The sequence below is a fragment of the Herpetosiphon geysericola genome (assembly GCF_001306135.1).
GTDB classification, from domain to species: Bacteria; Chloroflexota; Chloroflexia; order Chloroflexales; family Herpetosiphonaceae; genus Herpetosiphon; species Herpetosiphon geysericola.
Map to the genome: position 1 here is coordinate 244,132 of NZ_LGKP01000008.1, position 15,547 is coordinate 259,678.

Consider the following 15,547-nt stretch of genomic DNA (forward strand, 5'->3'; position numbering starts at 1 on the left):
GCTTTTGGGTTGGCAGTTTAAGCAGCGAGATGCAGGGGATAAAGATCCCCTGCATCTCCAAATGAACCGTTCCCCGATCCCCAACAACCAATCCCCAATCCCCCTAGCGTTGGGTGATGAACATTGGCAAGCCATTGCGTGAGCCGAGCGTGCCGTCCATCCAAATTTGCGGGCTATGGCCTGGGACGTTGCGCAACGCAAAATGGCGAGCCAGCATCGCCACAATCACATGCGATTCAAACAACGAGAAATTATTGCCGATGCAAATGCGTTGGCCTGCGGCGAATGGATGATAGGCAAAGGGATGGCGCTGAGCTTCGCGCTCTGGCAGCCAACGATCAGGGTCAAAGCGCAGCGGATCATCCCAAAAATCGGGGTGGCGATGGGTAAGATAGGGCATGACGGTCATGCGTGCGCCAATCGGCACCTTGATGCCAGCAAATTCATCGGTTGCAACTGCATCGCGGGCATACATCGGCGCAGCCGGATAGAGCCGCAAAGTTTCTTTGATCACTTGCAAAGTGTAGGGCAATTGCTTGAGCATCTCCAGCGTTGGTGGATTATCGCCAAGCACGCGATCAATTTCGGCCTGCATACGCTCGGCAACCTCGGGATTATTGGCCAAGGCATACCACAGGAACGACAAGGTGCGGGCGGTAGTTTCGTGGCCTGCAAAAAACACCGTAATTGCTTCATCGCGCAACAAAATTGTTGACATTGGCTCGCCAGTTTCTTCATCGCGCGCTTGCATCATACGGGTGAGCAAATCGTTGGGCCATTGCTCTGGCGCTTGGCGTTGGCGCTCGGCGATGATGCCTTGAATATAGTCATTAACCCGTTTGCGTGCTGCCAAGTAGGCGCGATTTTTGGGTGTTGGCATCCAGAGTGGTGCATGCAATGGGTTCATTTGGCGACTTGAAGCAAAGCCAATCATGGTTTCGACCGCATGTTTGACCCAAGCAATCGTTTCGTCGGCTTCGAGGCTAAACATACTTTTGAGGATAATCGAGGCCGTCAGCACCGACATTTCGGTCAGAATATCAAGCGGCTGACCCTGTTTGGCGGCTGCTGTCCAGCGCTCGCGAAACCAAACCCCATCATCAAGCATAATTGGCAAATAGGTTTCGATCGAGCGGGGCGTGAAAAATGGTGCCATCAGTTTGCGTTGCCGCCGCCACAAGCTGCCAGTGCTTGCCACCAAGCCATCGCCCAATAAGAGTTTGCGCACACCTTCATAGCTCGCTTTTTTCGAATAGGTGTCGCGTTGCTCAACCAGCACCCGCTTAACATGCTCAGGATGCACAATCAGAAACATATCTTGCGTGCCAAGTTGCAGGTGGGCAAGATCGCCATAGCGGCGCCAAGTTGATTCAAAAAATTGGAGCGTTCCTTGGCGTTTGACCTCAAGTGCTATATCAAGCGCCAAACGGCTGCGCCGATGGGGCATTGAACGAACGGCGGTTGGCATGTAAAAACTCCTTCGATTGCAGCAATGATTTAGGCTTGCGCACCAGCAAGATTGGGGAAAAACGAGCGACTAAGATAGCCTGCTAACTCGGCGGGGCTAATTTGGCCACTGGCAAGCAGGCGTTCGTAGCTACTTGGCGCAAGCATGCTGACAAGCGTCGCGACTAGCACTGCGGTTGGGATTGCTTGGTCGAATTCAGCGTTGGCTTGACCTTCGGCCAGCAAGGCTGTGATCAATTCCATGGCTTTGGCGCTATAGGCCGCCAGATCTGGGCGTTTATTGATGACGTTGGTGGTTAAGCCAAGCCGCGGATTGAGATCGAGCAGTACTTGGTTGCCTTGGGCTTGAATACGGCTGTAAACATCGAGCAGCAAATGTTCGAGCCGCACCCGCACTGGCACAGCTTCGGCAAATATTTGTTCAATTTGGCGCAAAAATTGATTGAATTGTTGTTCAAAGAGCGCCACGACCAGCTCTTCTTTGCTGGCAAAGTGTAAATACACTGTGCCTTTGGCAATCCCAGCGCGGGCGGCAATCTCATCGATCGAGGCCTCGAGATAGCCTTTTTCGCTAAAAAGTTGTTGGGCAACCTCCAGAATTAAGGCTGCTCGTTCTTCCCGTTGGCGCTCGCGCAACGAACGCATTGGCAGTAGGGTTGCGTTTTTTTGCTCCATCTGCATGTCCTTGAACTTAGGATTCATATTTATTGACTTGATAGTCATAATTTATGACCGATAAGTCATGATGGAGCATTACTCCGGTTCTGTCAAGCAATCGCTGTGTTGCTCCAAGCGGTTGGGCTGATTGATCGTGCTTAAGAACGAGGCTAAGTTGGTGATTATTGAGCATACTTCAGGAGATTCTTACTTAAGGAGAACGCCTTTGCGCGAACAAAAAATTGTTGACCATGCTCACCCTGTTGCAGAAATCGGTGTCTGGATTTGGGCGCTGGAAGATGCGCGCCGCCGAACCAACGAAGAAATTGCCCAATTGAGCGAAGCCATGATCGATTGGCAGCCACCCCATGGCGATAGCACAATTGGCAGTGTGCTCTACCATATTGCCTTGATTGAAGCAGATTGGCTGTACGACGAAGTGCTTGGGCTGGATGCCTATCCCGAGCCAGCCGCTAGCCTCTTGCCTCACCCGCATCGCACGAAGCAAGGCCTCTTGACCCCAGTCTTTGGCGAACCTATTGCCCACCACACCGCCCGCCTCGCAAAAATTCGTGAATTGTTGTTAGAAACCTTTAACGAGATGAGTTTGGCCGATTTTCGGCGCGCTCGTGAACTTGAGCGTTATATCGTGACCCCAGAATGGGTGCTGCACCATTTATGCCAGCACGAAGCAGAACATCGTAGCCAAATTGGTGGCCTACGGATCGCCTTCGAGCGTGCGCATGGCATCGAAACCAGCTAAATACGCTGCAAAATTGCGATCCAATGAAGCTAGCCGTCGATTATGCTTAATCGGCGGCTTTGGATTAGATGCTGGTTAATCGATCAAGTGCAGGAGCCAATTGGGCTTGACGCAAGTGCAGCATGGCCTTTATAATCGCCAAAAAGCGCGACGAAGCACTTTCCCCTCGTCACGTCTCCGAACAGCCTGTATACGTGAGGAGCATCACCCATGTCGGTATTCAAAGATTCAGAAGAACTGATCAAGTATCTTGGTGCGTTGTATGATGAAGCCAAGTGCGATCCTGAAATTGCGCCCAAAATCAAGCAATCTGGCCTCTCAATTCAGTATCGCTACGACGATCCCGCAGGGATTGTGAGCATTTTGGCTGATCGTCAGCCAACCCAAGAGGGTGCATTTTTCGATGTGGTTTGGGGTGAAGTTGCTGGCTTAAAGCCCGATGTTGTCATGTCGATGAAGGCCGATATTGCCCACCAATTTTGGCATGGCACAATCAATTTGATGGCTGCCTTGACCCGCCGCCAAATTGTTGCCAAAGGCCCAATTCCCAAAATTATCAAGCTCCTGCCAGCAGTTACCCCAATGTATGAGATGTATCCCCGACTTTTGAAGGAAATGGGGCGGCCTGAGTTAGTTGTTAGCAAAAAGTAAGTAGTTCCGTTTGTTAACTTCAACCCTGCGCCTGCATTAAGCGGGCGCGGGGGTTTTTGTTTTTTAAGGGGTATTGACGTTTTTTCACTGCTAGCCCCGCGCATTCCAAGGGTTGGTTTGGTAATCATCACTTGTGATCACCACCCTTCCGTCCCGCCTCAAGGCGGGAGACGCAGAGGTTTTCAGCGCCTGCACCCCTACTATGCATGTTATGGATTGTGATTATTGCTTCGCTTCGCCACGTTTTGTGATCTTCGCGTCCTTTGCGGTTTCAGGATTGCTGGCCCTTGAATCCTGATCCCCAGCCCCTCACTACTGCCAATGCGGCAGCAAATTCTCTAAAGTATTGGCGTTGATTTGGCCTAAACCAAGGTAGCGTTGCTGCTGATCTTCGACCACCACGATGCTGCCATCGGTATAGGCCCGCTGTTTAATTGGCAAATCGCGGCGCGCCAACCATTCGTCAATCTGGTGCTCGCTGATGGTGAGCCGCTGTCGGCTGAATTGGGCTGCATAGCGCGAGGCCAAATCGTGGGCTGGCTGAAAACCTTGGCGCGATAGTTTGCCAACATGGATGCCTGCACTCACAAACGGGAAATGCTCGAAATTGCTCAGCCAGCGCTCAGGAATCGCCTGAATGCTCTTGCCATTGCGCCATAAACTGAGGCCTTTGCTGGCTAGGAGCGCAGGCAAATCGAAGCCATATACATCCTGCAAGCTGCTAATAATTTGCTGTTGCTCGTCATTGGTCACAGCTTTGTAGCCAGCTTTGGCAAGCGTTTGTTGCGGGCGCTCTAGGCTTGGCGTGGCAATCTGATCGCGCTTGACAATCAGCGCAGCGAAAAAGCCCGCCGTATTGTAGAGATGCGGCCATAAACGCAAGGCTTTGCTAACCTCTTCAGCGTAGGCTTGATTGCCTGCCGCCAATAAGCCTGGGGCGTGAATTGGCACCCGCTGCGGAATTGGCCGAATTTCGATTTGCTCAGGGTAGCGCTTGAGCAGCGCATCAAGCACAGCCTCATCTTCCTCGGGCGCAAGGCTACAGGTTGAGTAGACCACTTGGCCGTTGGGGCGGGTTGCTTGGAGCGCACTTTCGAGCAATTTAATTTGGCGTTGTTGCAGGGTGTTGCGTTCGTGGCTCGAAACTAAGCGGCTGGTGTGGCGTTCGCTGGTGCGCAAGGCTTCGCCACTACATGGCGCATCCAACAAGACATAATCAAATTGCTCTGGTAGCCAACGGCCCATGCGCTCGCCTGGTTGGTTGGTGATAACCGCCGAGGTGCTGCCCCAGCGTTGCAGATTGCCCTTGAGGCCGGAAATGCGTTGTAAATTGCTATCGTTGGCCACGACCAGGCCGCGATCGCCAAGCTGCGAGATGAGATGGGTGGTTTTGCCACCAGGTGCAGCAGTCATGTCGAGCACGCTTGGCGCGGCCTCGGGATTAAATTCAAAGAGTTCGACGGGCAACATTGAGGCTGCATCTTGAATGTAGTAATGGCCCATTTGATGCTCGACCGTGCGGCTTAAGTTGCTGGCTTCGTTGCCAAGCTGCCAGCCAGTTGGGCAGAACGGCACTTGCTCAAGCTGCCAGCCATAGGCTTGTTGCCAGGCTTTGGGGCTAGCCGCAGCGGCCTTGAGCGGGTTGACCCGCAAACCGCTGGGCAAGGGCTGATTTATGCTCTCAAGCAGTTGGTTGAGTTCGGTTTCATTCAATAAATCGCGATAGGCTTCAAGCTGGCGCGGTATTTGACGGGTCATAGATATTCCTTTATGCGGGATCAATGTAGCGATCCACGAAGAGCACAAAGAGCACGAAGGCCAAAACTGCCAAGAACGCGAAGCACGGAAACCGCGAAGCACGCGAAGCACGCTAAGGAAGGAAGATAAGGAAGATGGGGTGAGCAATTGCCTACATTGCCAAGCAATCCTTTCGTACCATAAAATCAACATTCGTGCCCTTCGTGTCCTTCGTGGTTAAAAAAGCTCTATGTTCCTTGCTCTATGCTCTTGCTGCTCAGCTCGGCCACAATCTTCACGGTTTCTAGGCTGACGGTGATGATTTTGCCAATCAGGCGCACAATATACTCGGGATCGTCGTGGCGATTGGGATCGTTGCTAATGCCAGAGCGCGCATCGGTACTGACCCGATATTGATCAATCACCCAATCGAGGGCCGAGCGATTGCCCAACTTGTATTCGAAGGCTTGGGCCGGAATGCCAGCCAAGCTCAGAAAATTATTGTAGCGCAAACTCGTGCGATCTTTGCTGAGTTTCATGCTTTCAACCCGCCAATTCAGCGGCTCGTCGCGGTTTTCGAGCCATTGCAATGGGTATTCTGGCTGGCTTTCGTAGTTGATGTGTAGCTCGGCTAGCTCGCGGCCTGCCTTGGCAAAGGCCTGAAAATCGGCCAAGCCTACGATTGGAATTCGCGGCAGTTCGCGGCGCAAATTGGCAGCGTAGCGTTCGCGATATTGCGGCGCATGCAGCAGCCCATAAACATAATAAAAGATGTCCCATTTGCTGATGCTTTGCTCGCTAAGCTGCGTTCGAAAGTGCTCAAGCGCCCAATCGCTGATGTTTTCGCGCTGGTTGCTGCTATCTTCGTCGTAGACATAATATGGGAAACATTGGGTTTGCCGTCCGCCATAGTGCAAACAAGGAATTACATTTGTCATTTGGGCTGAAAATGGCATTTGCGCTTCATTTACAACGCAAATGACACGGTTTTCTATCGTGCTAGTATTAGGAATAATATACTGAAAACGACCTCTACGATGGTTGAGATTGTCATCAAAGTAGGTATATTGTTTTGAAAATGGCCGATAAATAGCATCCCTAATATGATTTTGATCAAAAATAATTGGCTTATTTTGTTGTAAATAGCTTTTAAGGCTACTACTCCACTTAATTAACTTCTCGTCATTTATTAAAAATGTATCAAGTTCAATATTTCTATTACTTCTGGTTAGCCAGCGTATTCGCTCACTATTGTAAGAATCAATAGTTTTTCGAATATTTTTTTCTAATTCAGAGCGATGAAAATTGTATGTCCAACTGTCACGAGCTGTTTCCAATCCTCTACTGTACATTGTAAAGATTGCAGAATTATTATTTCCTTGTTTTGAATCTTTGTTTCCCATTGGAAGAAACGTATCAAAGTCATCTTGAAGATCTGTTGTAAGCCATGTATGTCCTCGATTTGGTTTTATTTCTTGCCATTCAATCTTCGAGATAGTTTCAGCTTGATTGAGCAAATCAAATTTCTCTTGTTTTTTCCACATTTCGCCAGTTCGGGCATACCAGATTGTGGCATTGCTGTTTTTACGGATACCACGTTTTTTAATCAAAAACATGATGCTGACCCCAACCTGAATGCCAAACACATTGTGGGTTGTGCCTGAAAGTTTGGAATTTTTGCGCACATTACCGCCAAGATCTAGCACATAAATTGCATCAAAATCTTGAGCGAGATGCTTGCGCATGCCATCAAACGATAAATCATCAATAAAACTGCCATTGGTGACAAAGGCTACAATGCCCTCATCGCCATTACGGGTAATTCGATCAGCCGCCCAACGGAAGGCTTTAACATAGGGATCGGATAAGGCATTTTTGTTGGTTGCTTGTGAATCGCGGCTATAGGTCATTGCCACACGTTGGTCGATAATTTCATACTTGCGATTTTTATTATTATCATTCTCATTAACTTGGCGGGCGTTGTATGGCGGATTGCCGATGATTACAAAAATATCTTGTTGCTGCTGTTTAAGCACACGTTCGGTATTTTCGGCCACAAACATGCCTAGTTGCTGACCTGCGCCAACTTGGGCTAATTCAAAGGTATCGACCAAACAAATGCCATTGAATTCTGCATAACTCTTGGTCAATTCATAATACAAATGCTCAATATTCATCGAAGCGATGTAGTAGGGCAGCAACATCACCTCGTTGCAGTGCAATTCGTCGGCATATTTTTGGCGCAACTTCGTCAGCGGAATTTCGTGCATCACGCGCAGCAAAAAGTTACCAGTGCCCACAAACGGGTCGAGCACATGCACGCCGGGGTTGCCGAGCGAGGTATTGAACTCGCGGCGCAACAATTCCTCGACCGAGCGCACCATAAAATCGACAATCGGCTGCGGCGTGTAGACAATGCCGTGGGTATCTGCAACCTTAATCGAAAAACCTTGGAAGAAATTCTCGTAAACCGTGTTCAAGAAATCTTGCTTATGGCTAAAATTCTCAATCGTGGCAGCGGTCGTTTCGATTGCGCCATAAAAACGGTCGAGTTCACGCAGAAAATCGTTACGATTGAACGAACGCGAAGTTAATGCCTGAATCACCGTTTCAATTTCGCGGGCAATCACATTGCGATTGACAAAATCGGGATTATTAAACACCTTGCGAAAAATACGTTCAGTCAGCAAGTGCTGAATCAACATCTCCTCGACCGCCGAGATCGAAATATTGGGATTGATCGCCTCGCGCACCAAGGCCATAAAGCGATCGAGGGCAGCGATGAAACGCTGATTCTTCTCGTTGATTTCGCGTTCGATCAAGCGCAACACGCCTTGGGCCAATTCGGGCACGCGCTCGCGAAACTCGACCACTGCGTGATCCCATTGCAAATATTGGGGTGGTTGATAATTGAAAAACAGCAGCAGCGCATCGATCAAGGCATCGGGCTGGCTAATATCCACATCGAGCACTTGGCGTTGATCTTGCCAGAGGATAATCCGTTGGGGAGCCTGAAACAGAATATTATCGGCGGGATAGCCAGCGGCGAACTTTTTGCGCACCTCGGTGGCCAAATCGTCGCTACTATCTTTGGCTTCCCACACGCCGCGAATGAGGGTAAAACTATCGAGCAAGGCGCCGTCGGTGCGAATCGAGCTTTTTTTCAAGCGGATTGAATACTGTTCGACCAATGTCCAGCCCATCTGGCTAGCGCAAGCGCGGAGCAAGGCCGCAAAGGCTGGGGCAACTGCGCCCTCGTGTTGGGCACGGGCCTCGGCCAAACTGCGCAAACTGGCATAATATTCGCGCACCGCCTTATGATTCGGCTTAATCGACAGCATTGGTTCTACCCTCACACACAGCGGGAAAAGTAGCACTATTGTACGCGAGAAGCATGGAGAAGGCAAAAAGAACAGAGAGCATAGAACATAGAGCATAGTCAGAAGTCAAAAGTCAAAAGTCAGAAGGCAAAAATCAAAGAATATATATTTAACGCAGCGGCGCAGAGAAACGAAGGATGAGGGATAAGGGATGAAAATCAAAAGGCAAAAAGCTATTTTAACCACGAAAAGCACGAAGGGATGAAGCTATAGGCTAGCGGAAAATAATCAAAACAATCTGGGCAATCTGTGGCGAAAAAACGTGCTTCGCGTGCTTCGCGTCGCTTCGTGGATCAATTGCTGGATCATTAAGCGCAACTTGCTGCTAAAATGGCAGCGGATTAACTTCGAGGTCAGTATGACAATTTTAGCGCCGCGAGTGCGTTCGATTCGCACAATTTATAGTGTTTTGACGTTGGTCGTGCTTGGCTTGCTCATTTGGGGCATCTGGCATTTGGTTGTCAATGATGCGCCGACGGTGCAAGGGCGTTGGCAAATGACGAGCCAAGTAGTGGAGTTTCAGGCCGATGGGATGGTGACTGGTTTAGCGAGCGAGCCGTTGGGCTACGAGGTGTTGAGCACTACCGAATTGCGCTTAACCAGCGCTGATGGCAGCCAACAAACTGTGACCTATGCCTTGAGTGCCGAGCAGCTAAGCTTGGTTATGCTCAACCAGCAAGGCCAAATGCAAACCCAGCTGCTCCAACGCATTGAGCAATAATTACAGGCTACACCAAGCAATCTGAGGAGTTTTTATGGATTATCGAGAACTTGGCCGAACTGGCTGGAAGATTTCATCGATCGGCTTTGGGGCGTGGGCGATTGGCGGCGATGCGTGGGGCAAAACCGACGATGCCACCTCGCTGGCAACGATTCATGCGGCGATTGATGCTGGGGTGAATTTTATCGACACCGCCGATGTGTATGGCGATGGCCACTCTGAGCGCTTGATTGCCCAAGTGCTGCGCGAACGCCCAGGCGAGATTATTGTGGCAACTAAGGCTGGGCGCCGTTTGAACCCACATACGGCAGCTGGCTACAATCGCGCAAACCTAACCGCCTTTGTTGAACGCAGTTTGCAGAATCTCAATACAGAAGCGCTGGATTTGTTGCAACTCCACTGCCCGCCAAGCGAAGTCTATGCCATGCCCGAAGTTTTTGAAGTGCTCGATAATTTGGTGCGGGCTGGCAAAGTGCGCTACTACGGCGTAAGCGTCGAGCGGGTTGACGAAGCGCTGGCGGCAATTGAATTTCCCAATGTGCAAAGCGTGCAGATTATTTTCAATCTGTTTCGCCACAAACCGATTGAGCAATTTTTTGCTGCGGCGCAAGCCAAGCGAGTTGGCATTTTGGCGCGGGTGCCATTGGCGAGTGGCTTATTATCGGGCAAAATTACCGCAGCTACCAATTTTGAGGCTAGCGATCATCGCAATTACAATCGCCATGGCGAAGCCTTCGATCAAGGCGAAACCTTTGCGGGCGTTGATTATGCGACAGGCTTGCAAGCGGTCGAGGAATTACGCGCTTTAGTGCCAATCGATGCCAGCATGGCCCAATTTGCCTTACGCTGGATTCTGATGTTCGATGCGGTGACAACGGCTATTCCTGGGGCCAAAATGCCAGAGCAAATGCGCGCCAATGCTGATGCCGCCGCGCTTGCGCCGCTTGATGCAGCGACGATGGCCGAGGCCCAAACAATTTACGAACGCCTAATTCGCCCGTTGGTGCATGCGCGTTGGTAGATGATGGGGGTTGGGGGTTGGAGGTTGGGGATCGAGATGCTTCGTGGGTCTAGGTGATCCACGAAGCCTATTTTTTTGCCCCGAATTGCACGGTTTCGCCACAGATTGGCACAGATGTTTGGGATTCTGTTCGTGCTATTCCAACGCCAAGCGCCTGAAACCGCGAAGGACACAAAGTGCTCGAAGCACGTTTTTTCGCCACAGATTGGCACAGATGTTTGGGATTCTGTTCGTGCTATTCCACGCCAAGCGCCAAAAGCCCCGAGCCTGATCACTGGCCTCTGACCGCTGATCACTGACCCCTTTCGCCAAGGGCTGATCCCTAACCCCTGACCCCTAACGTTATGCTCTATGTTCTATGCTCTATGCTCTTCATCCCCAGCCCCCAACAACCGACCCCCAAATTCTATTAATCTACGTTTGACAAATAGCGGCCTGTTGCGTATACTGCGCCTTGAATAAAAACAGTTATATCCGACTAAATTGTGTTAATGACATAATTCAAATGCTGGTGATAGATTAATTGCGGTTTTTGCCCAATCAATGGGTTAAAATGTGCGACTGTCATCGTCAGTTATTGCCATTCAAACTGCGGGCAAAGCCTGATCGGTTAGGGAGCGTGTGTGCATTTTTCAGAATACCCCGAACTGAAAAACCAAGTGGCACTAGTAACTGGCGCTGCGCAAGGCATTGGGGCGGCAGTTGCCGAGGAGTTATGTCGCCAAGGCGCGCATGTGGTTGCTTTAGATGTGCAAGCGGCTGGCTTGCAAGCATTGAAACAACGCTTGGAGCTTGGCGCAGGTCAGCTTACGCCGCGCGTGATCGATGTACGCGATGCCCAAGCAGTTGCAGCTTTGGTCGATGCTATCGAAGAGCAGACGGGGCCGATTGGCTTGCTGGTGAATGTTGCTGGTATTTTGCGCATGGCTCCGGTGGTTGAATTAAGCGACGACGATTGGAGAACCAGCCTTGATGTGAATGCAACTGGGGTGTTCAACCTGACGCGGGCGGTTGCCCAACGTATGGTTCCGCGCCGCGCTGGCAGCATCGTGACGGTTGGCTCGAACGCCGCTGGCGTGCCACGGATGCAGATGGCGGCCTATGCTGCCTCGAAAGCTGCCGCGACCGCCTTCACTATGTGCTTGGGCCTTGAAGTAGCCCAACATAACATTCGCTGTAATGTCGTTTCACCTGGCTCGACCGACACCGCCATGCAACGCATGTTGTGGCACGACGAAACTGGCCCGCAACGAGTGATTGCTGGCTCATTAGAAACATTTCGCTTGGGGATTCCGCTTGGGCGGATTGCCGAGCCTGCCGATATTGCCAACGCTGTTGTTTTTTTACTCTCCGAGCGTGCCCGCCACATCACGATGCACGATTTGCGCATTGATGGCGGCGCAACGCTTGATGCTTAGATACAAGGATCTTTTGCTCATGAGCACTGCAAACGCATCGACCAAGCCCGCGCCGTATCGCCTTGCTGCTCGCAGCGATGCCACTCAAACCACAATTGTCGATCTTGGCTCGGTCAAGATTGGCGGCGGTCAGCCAGTCGTGATGGCTGGCCCATGCTCGGTCGAATCGGAGAGCCAATTGTTAAACACGGCCTATGCTGTGGCTGAAGCTGGCGCGCATCTGCTGCGTGGCGGCGCATTCAAACCTCGCACCTCACCATATGCCTTCCGTGGCTTGGGCGAAGCGGGCTTGAAAATATTGGCCAAGGCGCGCGCCGAAACAGGCTTGCCAATTATCACCGAAGCGCTCAACACCGCCGATGTGGAATTGGTGGCTGAATACACCGATGTGATTCAAATTGGCGCCCGCAATATGCAAAATTTTGCTTTGCTCGAAGCCGCAGGCCGCACAGGCCGCCCAGTTATGGTCAAACGTGGCCCTGCTGGCACGATTGAAGAATGGTTGCTGGCTGCCGAATATGTGCTAGCAACGGGCAATCCCAACGTGATTTTGTGCGAGCGTGGCATACGGACGTTTGAAAATGCTACCCGCAACACGCTTGATTTGAACGCCGTGGCGATGGCCAAACATCGCAGCCACCTGCCTGTGATCGTTGACCCAAGCCATGGCACTGGCAAATGGTACTTGGTTGCACCCTTGGCCTTGGCTGGCTTGGCAGTTGGTGGCGATGGCTTGATGATCGAAGTCCACCATGATCCTGATCACGCTAGCTCCGATGGCCCGCAATCGTTGAACCACGAACACTTTGCTGATTTGATGCAAAAAATCAAGCTTCAAGCTGGTCAGCCAGTGGCGCGCGAAGTGGGTCTGAACTAAGCCGAGGCTATGTAGCACGCAATTAAGGATGACGATCATGAGCAGTTTTGAACAAGAACGGCTACGCGAATCGGCGTGGCAATTGCTAGACACTTATCAAGCAGAATCGGCCTTTTTCTTTGCCTCGCCCAACCATACCTTGTTGGCGCAATTAAGCTATGTCGATTTGATTAGCCAAACCGCTTTGCCTGAGCTTGAGCAACGAGTGCACGAGGCGTTGCAACGAGCTGAACGTAGCGGCGAAGTTAATCCGGTTGTGGTTGGCGCGTTGCCTTTTGCTCCCGATGCTGCTGCCTACTTGGCGTTGCCTTCGCGGGTGGCTTGGGCTGGCCCGTTGCATGCCGAAGCGCAGCCCTATTGGCACAACCAACGCTTGCCGCATTGCACAATCGAACCAATGCCAGCGCCTGAGCACTACAAACGTGGTGTTGCCCAAGCCTTGGCCAAAATGCAGGCTGGCGATTTGCAAAAAGTTGTGCTCTCACGCTCATTACAATTGACCGCCGATGCACCGCTTGATGTGAATTTGATTTTGGCAAGCTTGGCGCGCAACAACAAAACTGGCTATACCTTTGCGGTGCCGTTGCCAACCCGCCGCGCTTTGGTTGGGGCTAGCCCTGAGTTGTTGCTGGCGCGCAATGGCAATCAAGTGATCGCCAATCCCTTGGCTGGCTCGATTCCGCGTAGCAGCGACCCTGAGGAAGATGCGCGGCGGGCGGCAGGCTTGTTGGTATCGGCCAAGGATTTACACGAACATAAGGTTGTGGTTGATGCTGTGGCAGCGGCGTTAGAGCTATTTTGCAGCAACCTCGAAGTGCCAGCACCAACCGTTATTTCTACGGCGACGATGTGGCATCTCTCAACAACCTTGGTTGGCGAATTAAAGCCTGATGCACCTTCGTCTTTAGGTCTGGCATTGGCGTTGCACCCAACTCCAGCAGTGTGTGGCACGCCTACCGAGGCCGCCCGCGCTGCCATCCGCGAAATCGAACCGTTTGATCGCGGCTTTTTCACGGGCATGGTTGGTTGGTGCAACGCCCAAGGTGATGGCGAATGGATTGTAACGATTCGCTGTGCCGAAGTTGTTGATCAATCGTTGCGTTTATTTGCTGGCGCTGGCGTGGTGCTTGGCTCAACGCCTGAAGCCGAGTTGGCCGAAACTGGGGCGAAATTCCGCACGATGTTGTTGGCGATGGGCCTTGATAGCGAAGGCGAGGTGGCCTAATGGCTGAGCAAACGCTTGGCCTTGCTGGCACGACCGCTTGGCCTGCCGAATTTGCCGAACGCTATCGCAAGGCTGGCTATTGGGTTGGCCAGACCTTTGGCGAGGCGCTACGCGAGTGGGCGCAACGCTCTGGCGAGGCAACTGCGGTGGTGTGTGGCGAACGCCGTTGGAGCTATCGCGAGCTTGATCAACGGGTTGATCGCTTGGCGGCGGGCTTGCAACAGCTTGGCATCCAACCAAAACAGCGCGTCGTTGTGCAATTGCCCAACTGCGCCGAATGGTTTGTGGTTTGTTTTGCGCTCTTTCGAGTTGGCGCAATTCCATTAATGGCACTGCCCGCCCATCGCTTGGCCGAAATTGGCTATTTTTGCCAGCACAGCGAAGCAGTGGCCTATGTGATTGCCGATAAAGTTGGTAGTTTCGATTATCGCAATTTGGCAGCTGAGGTCAAAGCGGTTGCGCCAACGTTGGAACATGTTTTGGTGGTTGGCGAATCTGGGCAATTTACTGCTTTGGCTGATGTTGATGCAGCGCCAAGCCAATTTCCCGTGCTTGATCCCGCCGAGGTGGCGTTGTTTCAGCTTTCTGGCGGCAGCACTGGCGTGCCCAAATTGATTGCTCGCACCCACGACGATTATTTGTATTCGGTGCGGGCCAGCGCTGAAATCTGCGAGTTGGATGCCAGCAGCGTCTATTTGTGCGTGCTACCGATGGCTCATAACTTTCCAATGAGTTCGCCTGGTACTTTGGGAACGTTGGCGGCGGGCGGCACGGTGGTGCTTGCGCCACAACCAAGCCCTGATGTTGCTTTTCCCTTGATTGCCCGCGAAGGCGTGACAATTACTGGCATGGTGCCGCCGCTGGCATTGCTGTGGCTCGATGCTGCGGCGAAGCGCAAGGCCGAATTAGCCAGCCTCAAGCAGATTTTGGTTGGTGGTGCGCCATTTGGTGCTGATACCGCCCGCCGTGTGCAGCCTGAGCTTGGTTGCCAATTGCAACAAGTCTATGGTATGGCCGAGGGCTTGGTCAATTACACGCGACTTAATGATCCGGCTGAGTTGATTTGCCACACCCAAGGGCGGCCAATTTCGCCGTTGGATGAAGTGCGAATTGTTGATGATGAAGATAATGATGTGCCGCTTGGTGAGCTTGGCCACCTGATTACCCGTGGCCCCTACACGATTCGCGGCTACTATCAAGCAGCTGAACATAATCAACGGGCTTTTACCAGCGACGGTTTTTATCGGACTGGCGATTTGGCTCGGCTGAATGCTGCTGGCTATGTTTCAGTCGAGGGCCGTGCCAAAGATCAAATCAATCGTGGTGGCGAAAAAGTCGCTGCCGAAGAAATCGAGCAACATTTGCTCAATCACCCAGCGATTCACGATGTGGCACTCGTTGGCTTGCCCGACCGATTTTTGGGCGAGCGCACGTGTGCTGTGATCGTCAGCAACGGCGTGAATATCAACCGCCGCGAGGTGGTGCAATTTTTGCGCAGCCGTGGGCTTGCCGAATACAAATTGCCAGATCTGGTCGAAATCGTGGCGAGTTTGCCCAAAACTGGGGTTGGCAAGATCAACAAACGGCTGTTACGTGAGCAATTAAGCGCTGGTAGTGTGCCAGCCTAGAA

At 51.8% G+C, this 15,547-nt stretch carries 12 protein-coding genes; 8 read left to right on the forward strand and 4 right to left on the reverse strand.

The genetic code is table 11. From position 1 onward, the window contains the following. Positions 1 to 103 precede the first annotated feature (103 nt). Together SE18_RS04690 and SE18_RS04695 are read right to left on the reverse strand one after the other, a co-directional pair. Entirely contained in the window at positions 104 to 1,468 is a 1,365-nt protein-coding gene (locus SE18_RS04690; RefSeq protein WP_054533261.1) for a cytochrome P450, read from the reverse strand. Between the two features lie 29 nt (positions 1,469 to 1,497). Further along, positions 1,498 to 2,142 (reverse strand): TetR/AcrR family transcriptional regulator, encoded by a 645-nt coding sequence (locus SE18_RS04695; protein ID WP_054533262.1) that lies wholly within the window; start codon positions 2,140 to 2,142, stop codon positions 1,498 to 1,500. 208 nt (positions 2,143 to 2,350) lie between these two features. Here SE18_RS04695 and SE18_RS04700 point away from each other — a divergent pair, with 208 nt between their 5' ends. Then, positions 2,351 to 2,887 carry a DinB family protein gene (locus SE18_RS04700; protein WP_054533263.1) on the forward strand — a complete coding sequence of 179 codons (537 nt, stop codon included), beginning with the start codon at positions 2,351 to 2,353 and terminating at the stop codon, positions 2,885 to 2,887. 210 nt (positions 2,888 to 3,097) lie between these two features. Next, a complete protein-coding gene (locus SE18_RS04705) occupies positions 3,098 to 3,538 on the forward strand; it encodes a hypothetical protein (protein WP_054533264.1) in 441 nt (146 codons plus the stop codon). Between the two features lie 312 nt (positions 3,539 to 3,850). Here SE18_RS04705 and SE18_RS04710 read toward each other — a convergent pair whose 3' ends face one another. Together SE18_RS04710 and SE18_RS04715 are read right to left on the reverse strand one after the other, a co-directional pair. Then, on the reverse strand, positions 3,851 to 5,296 hold the full coding sequence (locus SE18_RS04710; RefSeq protein ID WP_054533265.1) for an NOL1/NOP2/sun family putative RNA methylase: 1,446 nt from the start codon (positions 5,294 to 5,296) through the stop codon (positions 3,851 to 3,853). A 227-nt stretch (positions 5,297 to 5,523) separates the two neighbouring features. Then, complete coding sequence (locus SE18_RS04715) at positions 5,524 to 8,616, reverse strand: type ISP restriction/modification enzyme (RefSeq protein WP_054533266.1); 3,093 nt, start codon at positions 8,614 to 8,616, stop codon at positions 5,524 to 5,526. A gap of 301 nt (positions 8,617 to 8,917) precedes the next feature. Here SE18_RS04715 and SE18_RS04720 point away from each other — a divergent pair, with 301 nt between their 5' ends. The 6 genes from SE18_RS04720 to SE18_RS04745 all read left to right on the forward strand — a co-directional run bounded on the left by SE18_RS04720 (position 8,918) and on the right by SE18_RS04745 (position 15,545). Further along, positions 8,918 to 9,376: a hypothetical protein gene (locus tag SE18_RS04720; protein WP_054533267.1), complete on the forward strand. Its 459-nt coding sequence runs from the start codon at positions 8,918 to 8,920 to the stop codon at positions 9,374 to 9,376. A gap of 34 nt (positions 9,377 to 9,410) precedes the next feature. Next, positions 9,411 to 10,397, forward strand: coding sequence for an aldo/keto reductase (locus SE18_RS04725; protein WP_054533268.1), 987 nt, complete (start codon positions 9,411 to 9,413; stop codon positions 10,395 to 10,397). Positions 10,398 to 11,020: 623 nt separating this feature from the next. Further along, positions 11,021 to 11,815: a 2,3-dihydro-2,3-dihydroxybenzoate dehydrogenase gene (locus SE18_RS04730; protein ID WP_201783472.1), complete on the forward strand. Its 795-nt coding sequence runs from the start codon at positions 11,021 to 11,023 to the stop codon at positions 11,813 to 11,815. Further along, positions 11,808 to 12,692, forward strand: a complete 885-nt coding sequence (gene aroF / locus SE18_RS04735; protein ID WP_083469728.1) for a 3-deoxy-7-phosphoheptulonate synthase — start codon at positions 11,808 to 11,810, stop codon at positions 12,690 to 12,692. Before SE18_RS04730 ends, aroF begins: the two co-directional genes overlap by 8 nt. Before the next feature lie 37 nt (positions 12,693 to 12,729). After that, the gene (dhbC, locus tag SE18_RS04740; RefSeq protein ID WP_054533270.1) at positions 12,730 to 13,917 is read left to right on the forward strand and encodes an isochorismate synthase DhbC; all 1,188 of its coding nucleotides are present in this window, start codon (positions 12,730 to 12,732) and stop codon (positions 13,915 to 13,917) included. Continuing rightward, positions 13,917 to 15,545, forward strand: a complete 1,629-nt coding sequence (locus SE18_RS04745) for a (2,3-dihydroxybenzoyl)adenylate synthase (RefSeq protein WP_054533271.1) — start codon at positions 13,917 to 13,919, stop codon at positions 15,543 to 15,545. The genes dhbC and SE18_RS04745 overlap by 1 nt, the downstream gene beginning before the upstream one ends. The last annotated feature ends 2 nt before the right edge of the window (positions 15,546 to 15,547 follow it).